Annotated in this window: 15 protein-coding genes and 1 pseudogene; 2 read left to right on the forward strand and 14 right to left on the reverse strand. The window is 63.5% G+C overall.

The features are described from left to right. The 14 genes and pseudogenes from AC30QB_RS11685 to recA form a co-directional block, all read right to left on the reverse strand. Window positions 1-126, reverse strand: a 126-nt coding sequence (locus AC30QB_RS11685; RefSeq protein WP_489546405.1) for a prepilin-type N-terminal cleavage/methylation domain-containing protein, incomplete at its 3' end; no start/stop codon positions are given. A gap of 199 nt (window positions 127-325) precedes the next feature. Further along, entirely contained in the window at window positions 326-463 is a 138-nt protein-coding gene (locus tag AC30QB_RS11690; protein ID WP_489546392.1) for a hypothetical protein, read from the reverse strand. Further along, the gene (locus tag AC30QB_RS11695) at window positions 460-717 is read right to left on the reverse strand and encodes a hypothetical protein (RefSeq protein ID WP_489546393.1); all 258 of its coding nucleotides are present in this window, start codon (window positions 715-717) and stop codon (window positions 460-462) included. The genes AC30QB_RS11690 and AC30QB_RS11695 overlap by 4 nt, the downstream gene beginning before the upstream one ends. Window positions 718-1,018: 301 nt before the next feature. Next, window positions 1,019-1,795, reverse strand: coding sequence for an MBL fold metallo-hydrolase (locus tag AC30QB_RS11700; RefSeq protein ID WP_489546394.1), 777 nt, complete (start codon window positions 1,793-1,795; stop codon window positions 1,019-1,021). A 218-nt stretch (window positions 1,796-2,013) separates the two neighbouring features. Beyond that, complete coding sequence (locus AC30QB_RS11705; RefSeq protein ID WP_489546395.1) at window positions 2,014-2,694, reverse strand: FHA domain-containing protein; 681 nt, start codon at window positions 2,692-2,694, stop codon at window positions 2,014-2,016. 69 nt (window positions 2,695-2,763) lie between these two features. Further along, a complete protein-coding gene (locus AC30QB_RS11710; RefSeq protein ID WP_489546406.1) occupies window positions 2,764-3,546 on the reverse strand; it encodes a Stp1/IreP family PP2C-type Ser/Thr phosphatase in 783 nt (260 codons plus the stop codon). A gap of 42 nt (window positions 3,547-3,588) precedes the next feature. After that, complete coding sequence (locus AC30QB_RS11715) at window positions 3,589-4,719, reverse strand: serine/threonine-protein kinase (protein ID WP_489546396.1); 1,131 nt, start codon at window positions 4,717-4,719, stop codon at window positions 3,589-3,591. Window positions 4,720-5,069: 350 nt separating this feature from the next. Then, window positions 5,070-5,279, reverse strand: a pseudogene (locus AC30QB_RS11720) (TerC family protein); the annotation flags it as partial. Window positions 5,280-5,564: 285 nt separating this feature from the next. Next, window positions 5,565-6,251 carry a TerC family protein gene (locus AC30QB_RS11725; protein ID WP_489546397.1) on the reverse strand — a complete coding sequence of 229 codons (687 nt, stop codon included), beginning with the start codon at window positions 6,249-6,251 and terminating at the stop codon, window positions 5,565-5,567. Between the two features lie 122 nt (window positions 6,252-6,373). Then, complete coding sequence (gene sucD / locus AC30QB_RS11730) at window positions 6,374-7,267, reverse strand: succinate--CoA ligase subunit alpha (protein ID WP_489546398.1); 894 nt, start codon at window positions 7,265-7,267, stop codon at window positions 6,374-6,376. A gap of 17 nt (window positions 7,268-7,284) precedes the next feature. Beyond that, the gene (gene sucC / locus AC30QB_RS11735; protein ID WP_489546399.1) at window positions 7,285-8,445 is read right to left on the reverse strand and encodes an ADP-forming succinate--CoA ligase subunit beta; all 1,161 of its coding nucleotides are present in this window, start codon (window positions 8,443-8,445) and stop codon (window positions 7,285-7,287) included. Window positions 8,446-8,461: 16 nt separating this feature from the next. Beyond that, on the reverse strand, window positions 8,462-9,052 hold the full coding sequence (locus AC30QB_RS11740; protein ID WP_489546400.1) for a DUF2889 domain-containing protein: 591 nt from the start codon (window positions 9,050-9,052) through the stop codon (window positions 8,462-8,464). A gap of 126 nt (window positions 9,053-9,178) precedes the next feature. Then, window positions 9,179-9,616 carry a recombination regulator RecX gene (gene recX, locus AC30QB_RS11745; RefSeq protein ID WP_489546401.1) on the reverse strand — a complete coding sequence of 146 codons (438 nt, stop codon included), beginning with the start codon at window positions 9,614-9,616 and terminating at the stop codon, window positions 9,179-9,181. 29 nt (window positions 9,617-9,645) lie between these two features. Continuing rightward, on the reverse strand, window positions 9,646-10,752 hold the full coding sequence (recA, locus tag AC30QB_RS11750; protein WP_489546402.1) for a recombinase RecA: 1,107 nt from the start codon (window positions 10,750-10,752) through the stop codon (window positions 9,646-9,648). Window positions 10,753-10,893: 141 nt separating this feature from the next. On the opposite strand from recA, the gene AC30QB_RS11755 reads away from it, so the two are divergent. Together AC30QB_RS11755 and AC30QB_RS11760 are read left to right on the forward strand one after the other, a co-directional pair. Further along, window positions 10,894-11,379 (forward strand): MarR family winged helix-turn-helix transcriptional regulator, encoded by a 486-nt coding sequence (locus AC30QB_RS11755; RefSeq protein WP_489546403.1) that lies wholly within the window; start codon window positions 10,894-10,896, stop codon window positions 11,377-11,379. 72 nt (window positions 11,380-11,451) lie between these two features. Continuing rightward, window positions 11,452-11,814, forward strand: a 363-nt coding sequence (locus AC30QB_RS11760; RefSeq protein WP_489546404.1) for a response regulator, incomplete at its 3' end; no start/stop codon positions are given.

The raw sequence follows: 11,814 nt of genomic DNA on the forward strand, positions 1-11,814 counted from the left end.
CGCCACTTGGGACTTCGCAACATAGGTCTGGTACTGCGGCAGCGCGATGGCGGCCAAGATGCCGATGATCGCGACAACGATCATCAGTTCGATCAGGGTAAAACCCTTTTGCATAGAACGCTTCATAGAAAACTCCTGTGAGGGACGGATGAGGGGAGACACATGGCCTTAGTTGCACCGTGCGTGCCAAGGGGGATCGCTTGAAAAACCGTGGAATTCGCCCACTGATCTGACACAAACGGTCACCAGTGGAAAGAAGTCACGTTGCACACTGACACAGGTTGACGGAAATCGTCACTGCCCTTTGACACCGCCTCGACAAGCTCTATTCCGAAGACTCGGGTTTCGCTGGGTTCAACGGGTCAGCGGCTTGCGGCGTCAAGCTCTCAACATCGGCCAGGTCTTTGAGCTGCCCCGCCGCGCGCTTGCTGGTCTTGAAGTCTTCCACGCCGATGATGTTCAACTGAACCCCTGCCAACGCGACCCGCTCGCGTCGTGTGAATCAGCCACAAACTCCACGCCGTCGATGGCGGTCAGCAGGTCAATGCGGCGCGGTGGTTGCCCGAGTTGAACCACAGTATCGGCGTCGAAATCGGCGGCGCTCAAGCCAAGGGAAGCGAACCCGAAGTCGCCAAGTACGCTCAGAAGCCGAGCAATGTTTTCTGCGGCGGGGCCGAACCCAGAAATCGATGTCTCCCGTGTAGCGCGGGTGCCCATGAGCGGCCAACGCGTAGCCACCGACTACCAGTTACTCAACGCCCTTTGCGTTGAGTAACTCGACAAACTCTTTGAAGTCGCGGTTCAGCATCAGGAATTTCGCCCGCCATGTACGCCTGCAAGCGCAAGGCCTCTACGGCTGCAATGCGGTCTGCCATGGGGCGTGCCAGCCAGTAAGCAAGATCGGCTGCTTGCTGCTGACGCTTCGAGACGCGCTGGATGGTGCGGATCCTTTCTCAATTGTCGTTGACGGGGCTCGATTTACCTAGCCGGAACTGGCCTTCGCAAGCGGGTTGCCCGGTCAATCCATCACCAAGACCTGCCCCGCTTGAAGCGCGCTCACATGGTGTGATGTGTTCAGCCCGCCCACTTCGGCCATCACTGAACACACCTCACCCGGCTTGATGTGCGTGATGTGCACGTTGACGCTGCCTTGCAGCTGGCTCAGCTCCAAGCCCAGCTTCTTCGGGCACAGGTGCTGGCTCAGCTGCGCAAGTTCGCACTCTTCATTGCTGAACGCGGTTTCGATGACGAGGTGGGTGACCTTCATGCTCGACAAGCGCGCCCACAAGGCAGGGTTGGGGCCCGTGTCACCGGTGTAGACCCACCAGCCGTCGCGGCCTTGCAAGGCAAAGCCGACCGCAGGCACCGTGTGTGTGGCAGTCAACACTTCAAAGCTTTTGCCACCCAGGTTGAGCCGCTCTCCCAGCGTAAAGGGCACCAGCTGCAGCACGGGCTTGTCTGCATGGGGCAGCCGCGTGAAATCAGGCCAAATCACCCCGTTGAAAATGTGCTTGCGCAAGGCCTCCAGCGTCTCTGGCAGGGCATGCACCTGAATCGGCCCACGACCCTGCGCAGCGCGCAAGCGCATCACGCTGTCGGCCAGCAGGCCGATGGCCAGGATGTGGTCGAGGTGCGAGTGGCTGATGAGGATGTGGTCGATCTGCGCCAACGCTTCTAGCGGTAGATCACCCACCCCCGTTCCGGCGTCGACCAGCACGTCGTGGTCGACCAAAAAGGAAGTGGTTCGGCTGCCTTCGGCGATGGCGCCGGAGCAGCCGAGAACGCGGATTTTCATGGGTCTGGGAGCGGGCTGGGCCACTGTTCAGCGCAAACTGCGCGCTGCAATGCAATGCTGATGGCAGTGGGGCGCCACTGCAAGGTGCCGATGTCGCATTTCAGCGCGATTGCGCGGTGGCTTTGCTATGGCAAAGCGCTCAGCGTGAAAAGCATCACAGCCGGGCGCCGGCTTCGACAGGCTCAGCCCGTACGGGTCTGAGCGGGCGCGCGAAGGGCTCAGACCTGGATGAACTGCATCTGGGTGCCGGCGAGCTCGATCACGTCGCCGTTCTTCAGATGCAAGGTGTCGCCGACCAGCGGGTTGCCATTGATGGTGGGGCGGTTGGCGCCTTCCACGTGGGCGAACACATAGCCGCCCGGGCGCTTGGTGATAGACGCCACCTGCACGCCGGGCTTGCCGACAGTGGTGACGACCTTGGTGAGCGCGACTTCACGGCCGGCTGCGGCGCCATTCAGCACCTTGATCGTGCCGGGGATGACCGCCTGCCCCAGCCCGCCGAAGCCCGAAGCCGGGCCGCCTTGTGCCGAGGTGTGAGCAAAACCGTGGCTGTAGCTCGCAGGGGCCGGGGCGCCCTGCTTCATGATCATGGTCTTCTCGTAGTCGGTGCCGTCGTCTACGAGGTACTTGATCTTGTATTTACCGATCTCGACGGTGTCGTTGTGGGTCAGCAGCTGCTTCTTGACGGCCTTGCCGTTGATGTAGGTGCCGTTGGTGCTATTGAGGTCTTCGATGAAAACGTCGGTGCCCACCATCTGCAGCACGGCGTGCTCACCGCTGACTGCCAGGTTGTCGATCACGATGTCGTTGTAAGGCCGCCGGCCGAGGGTCGTCTTGTCTTTGGTGATCTGTACTTCCTTGATCACCACACCGTCGAGCGATACGACCAGCTTGCCCATGCTTGACCTCAGTCTCTTGTCTGTCTCTTGGCCCGCGGACGGGGCCGAAATGTGGTGTGTCGTGTGAACTCAGCGCCTGAAAGGCCACCATGACCGGGGCGGGCTGCTTTGCCCCCGCACCCGCACCAACACCACCGCGATATTATCCTTTCCACCGGCGTCATTGGCTGCGTCAATCAGCCCCGCCCCGGCCTCTTCCAGTGAGTCGTGCGCTTGCAACACTTGCGCAATGCCGTCATCGTCCAGCATGTCGGACAAGCCGTCTGAACACAACAGGTAAATATCCCCCGGCATGATGTCGTGCAGATGCGTCTCGAGCAGCACCGTGTCTTCGACACCCACCGCGCGGGTCACGAGGTTCTTGTTGGTGGAGAACGCCGCCTGCTCAGGCGTGATCAGCCCAGAGTCGATCTGCTCTTGCAGCAGCGAGTGGTCGTGGGTGATCTGTACCAGGCGGCCACCCCGAAACCGGTAGCCGCGCGAATCGCCCACATGGCCCATCAGCAGGCGGCCATCGCGAAAGGCACCCACCACGAGTGTGGTGCCCATGCCAGCGTACTGGGGGTTGGAATTGGCGGCATTGAAGATGGCGCGGTTGGCGTTGTCGACGCAGATGTCCATCGCGCGGCGCACATCGGTGTCTGACGCACTGCCCGAAGCCTCTTGGAGCCAGCGGCCGAGCTCGGTCTTGATGAAGGAGGTGGCCATGCCGCTGGCCACTTCGCCGGCGTTGTAGCCGCCCATGCCATCGGCCAGCACCACCAGACCTGCAACCTCTTGAACAGCGATGGAATCTTCGTTGTTGTTGCGGGCGCGGCCGGTATCCGTGGCACTGAAGAACTCGAGCGACATGGCAGTGGCGAGCGCAGGCAGGTTCATTGAGTATTCAACTCATCAGGAGCCGGAATTGTGCCTTGGATCGGCACGCTCCATTTTTACCGTCGCGGCGAATCCGCTGGAATCGGGGGGGTCTGACGATGCGAGTGGCGGGCCTGGCTGCTGGCCTGACTCGGCCATGTCGTGTGCGATGGTGCGCAAATCGGCGGCAAGCTGCTGCCCTCCTGCATAGCGCGCTTCGGGGCGCTTTTCGAGCAGAAGCGCGACGGCTCGCGCCAGTGACTCGGGCAGCTCGGGGCGCAGGCTGCGCACGTCGGGTGCGGGCTCGTTTGCAATTTGCTGCATGAGCGTGGCCATCGAATCCGATCGGTGCGGCAGGCGGCCGGTCAGCAGCTGGAACAGCATGACGCCCAGCGAGTAGAGATCACTGCGGCCGTCCACGCGCCGGCCCGCCAGTTGCTCGGGTGACATGAAAGAGGGAGTGCCCAAGACCAGGCCGGTGCGCGTGCGGCTGGAATCGGTGATGCGGGCAATGCCGAAATCGGTGACCTTCACGACACCGGCGCTCAGGTCGATCATCACGTTGGCCGGTTTCACGTCGCGGTGCACGACGCCCTGGCTGTGGGCATAGGCCAGCGCATCGGCCACCCGAGCAACCGTGCTCAGCACCACGTCCACCGACAACAAGCGGTTCGGCTGCGCATAGGGCTCAAGGTTGTCGCCCTTGAGCAACTCCATCGCGATGAAGGCGAGGCCCTGGTCTTCACCCGCATCGAAGATGGTCACGATGTCGGGGTGCTGCAGACGCCCGGCCGTCTCGGCTTCGCGGAAGAAGCGCGCGCGCGCCTCAACCAACTCGTCGCCAGCGAACTCCTTGCTCAGCGCCATGGTCTTGATTGCCACGAGCCTGCCGATCTTGGGGTCTAGCCCCACGTAGACCGCGCCCATGGCTCCTCGGCCTACCTCTTTTTCGACCTGGTATCGGCCGAAAAATTGCCGCTCGGGGGCAGCACTGGTCGCTTCGGTCAACGGCGCGGCCGGCTTGTTTCCAGGTGCGGCGACTGCGGTCGCGCTGCGCCGGACGGCCGAGAACCCGATGTGTCCAAAGAGCAGGGCGATGGCCGGCAGGGCCGCGAGCCACCTCGTTTGACTCGGCGCCAGCAAGGCACCGAGCACAGCAGCCGCCATCACGAGCACCGCGGACACAAGCAAACCGAGGCGGGGCCGCAGACGCGGAAGCCCCCAGGCGAGATAAGCCGCCGCAACAAGCAACGCGATGCCTGTGAGCGTTAACGTCCAGACCAACTCTTTGCCCATGTGCTGGGGTCAACTCCCGGTGAACCGAGGGGGACATTAGCACGGGGGAAGCGCCGTGCCCCCTGTCAGAAGTGTCAGTCTGCCAAGGCCAGCTTGGCGCTCAAACCTGTGGTGACGGCGACCGGGCAGGCCCAGCGGCTGATCTCGTGCGCGGGCGCGGCAGGGGCCATCGGCTCGGCCGGTTGCCCAGCCGCGGTCGGCGGGCATCGAACACCTTGACGTCCGCCAATGGCCATCAGGCCGGGAACGCGCAGCAGCCACACCACGCCGACCGTCATCGTGGTGCGCACGACGATGGCCTTCTTTTGAAGGTGTGCTGGAAGGTTGCGGGCGGCCCGCGCGATCACGATGGCGTTGTCGCCCGCGAGGACGAGGTCGATCAGAACGATCGCGAGCAAGGCCGATAGCCAAGCGGAAGAAAAGAGTTCCATGTGTTCTCCAGAGCAGTTGCACGACAAACGGTGCAAGCCAACTGGAGACAGGGCGGGGGGCGTTGAATAGGGTCGCCTTCGAGCCTGCCGTCATACGGCTTGCATCGAAGGTCTTGCTCGGCTGGAGTGTGTTTTATGGCCCAGCAAACCGGAAGCTTGCGCTTCGTATTGACGGCTTACTGAAACCTTCGCGCCGCACCACGAGGGCTGGGCGTTCGGGTCGAGCTACTCCCCTTCAAGCTTGCAGCATAGGTGTGCAGGCCTGCGGCGTAAGGCTCAAAACCCTCAGGAAATCACGCTTCGGCGAGCACGCCTTTGCAGCCAGGTGCCCACCGCCACCACCATCGCAGCGCCGACCGCACCGGCAATGTTGACGACGGTGTGCGACAACTCTCCGAATCGGGCCGTGACGGCGGGGTCGGTGAGCATCATCTCGCCCGCTAGAAACCCCAGCAAGGCGGCACCGAGCGTGATGATGATGGGGAACTTGTCCATCACCTTGAGCAGCAAGGTGCTGCCAAAGATGATCAGCGGGATGCTCACTGCCAGGCCGATCACCAACAACGGCGTGTTGCCCTTGGCGGCCGCGGCCACCGCCAGCACGTTGTCTAGGCTCATCACTAGGTCGGCCACAAGGATGGTGCGGATCGCGGCCATCAGGCCTCCCACTTCCTTAGGGCCACCATCGTCGCCATCTTCTTCGCCCAGCAGCGAGATGCCGATGTAGAGCAGCAGCAGCCCGCCTACGATCTTGAGGTAGGGCCACTTGAGCATCTCTACGGCAACCAGCGTCAGGATGATGCGCAGCACGATGGCCGCGGCACTTCCCCAGAAGATCGCCTTCTTTTGCTGGTGCGCCGGCAGCGAGCGCGCCGCCATGGCAATCACGACAGCGTTGTCACCCGACAGAATGACGTTGGCAAGAATGATCGAGCCGAGGGCGGCCCAAAACGCGGCGGAAGTGAAATCCATGGCAGGGCCCGTTGTGTGGTGATGTCAGAGAGCCGCGACGGGCTCTCCTCATTCGAGCTGCTGTGGATTCTAGAAAGGCGCTCGCACCGCCACGTGCGTAGTAGTACGGAGCGCCCTTTCGATCAGAGCAAGGCCTTGAGCAGCTTGCCCATCTCCGACGGGTTGCGAGTCACGGTGAAGCCGCACTCTTCCATGATGGCGAGCTTGGCGTCGGCCGTGTCGGCACCGCCCGAGATCAGCGCGCCGGCATGGCCCATGCGCTTGCCGGGAGGCGCGGTCACGCCGGCGATAAAGCCGACGATGGGCTTCTTCATGTTGGCCTGGCACCAGCGAGCGGCCTCGGCTTCGTCGGGCCCCCCGATCTCGCCGATCATGATCACGGCGTCGGTGTTCGGGTCGTCGTTGAAGAGCTTCATCACGTCGATGTGTTTGAGCCCGTTGATCGGGTCGCCACCGATGCCGACCGCGCTCGATTGGCCAAGGCCGATTTCGGTCAGCTGTGCCACGGCTTCATACGTCAACGTGCCCGAGCGGCTGACCACACCGATGCGGCCCGCGCGGTGGATGTGCCCCGGCATGATGCCGATCTTGATTTCATCGGGCGTGATGAGCCCCGGGCAGTTCGGCCCCAGCAGCAATGTCTTCTTGCCACCCTTGGCTTCCTTGGCCTTCATGCGGTTGCGCACTTCCAGCATGTCGCGCACGGGGATGCCCTCGGTGATGCAGATGGCCAGGTCAAGGTCGGCCTCAACGGCTTCCCAGATGGCAGCAGCCGCGCCGGCTGGCGGCACGTAGATCACGCTCACGGTGGCGCCGGTGCTCTTCGCCACGTCTTTCACGCTTGCAAAGATGGGGATGCCTTCGAAGTCTTCGCCGGCCTTCTTGGGGTTCACGCCGGCGACGAATGCCGCCTTGCCATTGGCGTAGTCGCGGCACATGCGGGTATGGAACTGCCCCGTCTTGCCGGTGATGCCTTGGGTGATGACCTTGGTGTCTTTGTTGATCAGGATGCTCATGGTTTTTTCCTCGTGGCTTACTTCAGGGCAGCCATGACTTTTTGCGCGGCCTCGGCCATTGAATCGGCACTGATGATGGGCAGGCCGGACTCCATCAGCATCTTCTTGCCGAGGTCTTCGTTGGTGCCCTTCATGCGCACCACCAGCGGCACGGAGAGGTTCACCGCCTTGCACGCGGCGATCACGCCTTCGGCGATGGTGTCGCAGCGCATGATGCCGCCGAAGATGTTGACGAGAATCGCCTTCACCTTGGGGTTCTTCAGCATGATCTTGAAGGCTTCGGTCACTTTCTCGGCGGTGGCGCCGCCGCCCACGTCAAGAAAATTGGCCGGCTCGCCGCCGAAGAGCTTGATGGTGTCCATGGTGGCCATGGCGAGGCCCGCGCCGTTCACCAGGCAGCCGATGTTGCCGTCGAGCTGGATGTAGGCCAGGTCAAACTTGCTGGCTTCGATCTCGGCCGGGTCTTCTTCGTCGAGGTCGCGGTAGGCCACGATCTCTGGGTGGCGGAACAAGGCGTTGCTGTCAAAGTTGAACTTTGCGTCGAGTGCCTTGATACCGCCGTTGCCTTCAAGAATCAGCGGGTTGATCTCGGCCAGCGACGAATCGGTGTCCATGTAGATCTGGTACAGCTTCTTGAACACGTCGATGGCTTGGGCTTGCGAAGCAGCTGGCACACCGATGCCGTTGGCCAGCTCGGTGCCTTGGGAATCGGTCAGGCCGGCAGCCGGGTCGACGAAGACCTTGATGATTTTCTCGGGCGTGCTGTGGGCCACCTCTTCGATGTCCATGCCGCCTTCGCTGCTGGCCATGATCGCAACGCGCTGCGTGGCGCGGTCTGTCACGGCCGCCACGTAGTATTCCTTCTTGATGTCGGCGCCTTCTTCGATCAACAGGCGGCGCACCTTCTGGCCTTCCGGGCCGGTCTGGTGGGTCTTGAGCTGCATGCCAAGGATCTCACCCGACAGCTGCTTCACCTCGTCAAGCGAGCGGGCCAGCTTCACGCCGCCGCCCTTGCCGCGGCCACCGGCGTGGATTTGTGCCTTCACCACCCACACGGGGCCGCCCAGCTTTTGCGCAGCTTCGGTGGCTTCTTGCACGCTGAATGCGGGGTAGCCGCGGGGCACCGGCACGCCGGCGGCGCCCAAGATTTCCTTGCCTTGGTATTCATGAATTTTCATCGCGGACTCTCTTCACTCAGGTTCGGGGAACGGTTGACTGCGGGTGGGACTCGGGCCGCGCAGGCTTGTACCAGCGCGGGTAATAGGTGCGCACGGCGTTGCCGTCTGTGCGCAGGGCGTGGCAGCGGTCGAGCTGGAAAGGTTGCTTGGCATTGTCACCATCGCCGCGGGTGTTGATCACATCGCCAGCAAAGGCCTGCACCACGGCCGTGGGCAGCACTTGCGTCAGCTCGGTCAGGTGGGTGCAGCCGGCGGTGCCGCCCAGGCGCTCCAACACGGCAAAGCGAAAGCCGCGCATCAGGTTCAGGCCGACCAGCTTCTGATAAGCGTCGCCATGGTGGTCGCACTCGCCGGGGTAGGGCATGGCGCGGGTCTCGGAGCCGGCTTCGAGCACGTTGAAAGACTCGTCTATCACCAGGCGCAGCAGCATGTCGTGGATCGGTTCACCGGCGCGGCGCACGCCGTCGGCGAGCTCGGCATCGCGCGTCTTCACATCGGTGATGACCGCGTCGACTTCCCACAGCCCGGTGCCGCGTGCATAGATTTGCACATCGATGTGGCGGCTGTGCTTGAGCTGGCGCTCGGGCGCGGCGGGGGGCAGGGCCATCGAAGCAGGAGGTTTGATGCTGGGGATTGACGGGGCCGGGAAGCATGGCACCCCCTGGCAAACGCACGAAATGTAGCATTCTGCACCGCAGCAAAGTGGAACAGGGGTGCGCCTGCCGCCCCTGCCTCAGTCGTCGTGCACGCCCCGCACCACGCGGCGCACCACCTCACTGGAGAAGCCACGCGCGATCAGAAACCGCGCCTGGCGGGCCCGCTCGTTGGCTTCGGGTGCCACTTCGCCAAACCTGCGTGACCACACCTCGCGGGCGCGGCCCAGTTCGGTTTCTTTCAGTTGCTGGTCGGTCTGGGCGCTGAGGGTGACGCCGTGCTGAGCCAGCTCCTGGCGTATGCGCAGGTTGCCAAAGCGCGAGGCGCGGGCATGCACACGGCTCTCGACGAAGCGATCTTCGCTGAGGTAACGCTGGGCCTGCAGCCAGTCGAGCACGGCGTCGACCTGCTCTTCGGGGCTGGCCGCGGCTTCGTCAGGCTCGCCGGCCCGGGCATGGGCCAGCAGCTTGCGGCGCATCTCGCTGCGGCTGTGCTCGCGCTGGGAAAGGATCTGCAAACCCCGCCCCTTAAGCGACAGCCGCGGCTTCATGCGTCTTGCGCGGTGGGCTCCTTGGCGGCCCGGGCCTTCTTGGCCGGCGCGGCGGCGGCTTCTTCACCCAAGGGCAGCAGCGGGATGCCCATGGCGTCGCGCACCTTGTTTTCGATCTCGACCGACAGCGCGGGGTTCTCTTTCAAAAACTCGCGGGCGTTGTCTTTGCCTTGTCCGATTTTTTCACCGTTGTAGGCGTACCAGGAACCCGACTTCTCCAGCACCTTGGCCTCGACGCCCATGTCGATGATCTCGCCTTCGCGGCTGATGCCCTGGCCGTAGAGGATGTCGAACTCGGCAGTCTTGAAGGGCGGCGAGACCTTGTTCTTCACGACCTTGACCTTGGTCTCGTTGCCGATGACTTCTTCGCCCTTCTTGATGGAGCCTATGCGGCGGATGTCGAGCCGCACCGAGGCGTAAAACTTCAGCGCATTGCCACCGGTGGTGGTTTCGGGCGAGCCGAACATCACGCCGATCTTCATGCGAATCTGGTTGATGAAGATGACCATGGTGTTGGTCTTCTTGATCGAGCCGGTGAGCTTGCGCAGCGCCTGGCTCATCAGCCGGGCCTGCAAGCCGGGGAGCGAATCGCCCATCTCGCCTTCGATCTCGGCCTTCGGCGTCAGCGCCGCGACGGAGTCGATCACGACCAGATCGACCGACGCCGAGCGGACCAGGGCGTCGACGATTTCGAGCGCCTGTTCACCGGTGTCAGGCTGGGAGATCAGGAGTTCCTGCAGGTTGACGCCGAGCTTCTGGGCGTACTGGATGTCGAGCGCGTGCTCGGCGTCGATGAAGGCGCAGGTGCCCCCGAGCTTCTGCATCTCGGCCACGACCTGCAAGGTCAGCGTGGTCTTGCCCGAGGACTCCGGGCCGTAGATCTCGACCACCCGGCCACGTGGCAGGCCGCCGCCGCCCAGCGCCATGTCCAGGCCGAGCGAGCCGGTGGAGACGACCTCGATGTCTTCGATCACTTCGCCTTCGCCCAGGCGCATGATCGTGCCCTTGCCGAATTGCTTGTCGATCTGGGCCAAGGCGGCCTGCAGGGCCTTGGACTTTTCGCTGTCCGCAGCGATCCGGGTACCTTTGACTTGAGCATCCATGAGAAATCTCCTTGTGAATCAACGGGTTGGCTGTCTCATCCAGTGGTCTTATTCACAGCCTGGATGCTTGACCAGTACTTTAACGCTGCCGCCTTCAAGAAGTAAACGAGATTTTTCGTCAGTTTGCCTTACTATCTAACCGTGGCCGAATCCGCTTCCCCGCACGATGGGTGGCGTCTCACCCACCTGGGCAGGCTGCTGGGACATTCCGCGCGGCGCTTCGACGAGCGGGTGCTGGCGCTGATGGCCCGCAATATCGACGTGCCTCTGGCACTGTCCAATCTCGCCGCGCGTTCGCAAGTCAGCGCCGCGCACATCCAGATCACCCGACATGTCGCCCTCGAGGGATCGCGCCTGACCGACCTGGCACAGCGGGCGGGCATGAGCAAGCAGGCCATGGGCGACCTGGTGGACCAATGCGAAGCCTGGGGGCTGGTGGTTCGCGCACCCGACCCCCTGGACGCCCGCGCCCGGCTGGTGCGCTTCACGTCCACGGGCCTGGCGTGGCTGCAGGCCTTCAGGGAAGCGGTGGCGCAAGCGGAGGCGGAATTCCGCGCGGAAGTCGGGGCTGAAGTGGCCGCGGTGGTCATGATCGGGCTGGAAGCTTATGCTGGCCCGGCCGCATGACGCGGCGGCGGGCGCCCGAGCTCTAGAATTCCGACAGGCCCTTGCGCGACCGGCCCCCAAAAGGAGACAGCCATGCGGATTCTGATTGCCGAGGACGACCAAGTGCTCGCCGACGGCCTGCTGCGCACCTTGCGCGCTTCCGGCGCCGCCGTGGACCATGTGGCCAGCGGCACCGAGGCCGATGCCGCGCTCATGACCAACAACGAATTCGATCTGCTGATCCTGGACCTGGGGCTGCCAAAAATGCATGGCCTGGAGGTGCTGCGCAAGCTGCGTGGCCGCGGCTCCTCGCTGCCGGTGCTGATCCTCACGGCAGCCGACGCGGTGGAAGAACGCGTGAAGGGCCTGGACTACGGGGCCGACGACTACATGGCCAAGCCGTTCAGCCTCCAGGAGCTGGAAGCGCGGGTGCGGGCGCTCACGCGCCGCGGCATG

This window comes from Rhizobacter sp. (assembly GCF_046595475.1).
Taxonomy (GTDB): domain Bacteria; phylum Pseudomonadota; class Gammaproteobacteria; order Burkholderiales; family Burkholderiaceae_C; genus Rhizobacter.

Excerpts from the sequence above, each read along its gene's own strand:
- AC30QB_RS11695 (WP_489546393.1), bottom strand. The coding sequence starts at position 717 with ATGGGCACCCGCGCTACACGGGAGACATCGATTTCTGGGTTCGGCCCC.
- sucD (WP_489546398.1), bottom strand. The coding sequence starts at position 7,267 with ATGAGCATCCTGATCAACAAAGACACCAAGGTCATCACCCAAGGCATC.
- recA (WP_489546402.1), bottom strand. The coding sequence starts at position 10,752 with ATGGATGCTCAAGTCAAAGGTACCCGGATCGCTGCGGACAGCGAAAAG.
- AC30QB_RS11710 (WP_489546406.1), bottom strand. The coding sequence starts at position 3,546 with ATGTCGCTCGAGTTCTTCAGTGCCACGGATACCGGCCGCGCCCGCAAC.
- AC30QB_RS11700 (WP_489546394.1), bottom strand. The coding sequence starts at position 1,795 with ATGAAAATCCGCGTTCTCGGCTGCTCCGGCGCCATCGCCGAAGGCAGC.
- AC30QB_RS11715 (WP_489546396.1), bottom strand. The coding sequence starts at position 4,719 with ATGGCGGCTGCTGTGCTCGGTGCCTTGCTGGCGCCGAGTCAAACGAGG.
- AC30QB_RS11725 (WP_489546397.1), bottom strand. The coding sequence starts at position 6,251 with ATGGATTTCACTTCCGCCGCGTTTTGGGCCGCCCTCGGCTCGATCATT.
- AC30QB_RS11740 (WP_489546400.1), bottom strand. The coding sequence starts at position 9,052 with ATGGCCCTGCCCCCCGCCGCGCCCGAGCGCCAGCTCAAGCACAGCCGC.
- sucC (WP_489546399.1), bottom strand. The coding sequence starts at position 8,445 with ATGAAAATTCATGAATACCAAGGCAAGGAAATCTTGGGCGCCGCCGGC.
- AC30QB_RS11705 (WP_489546395.1), bottom strand. The coding sequence starts at position 2,694 with ATGGGCAAGCTGGTCGTATCGCTCGACGGTGTGGTGATCAAGGAAGTA.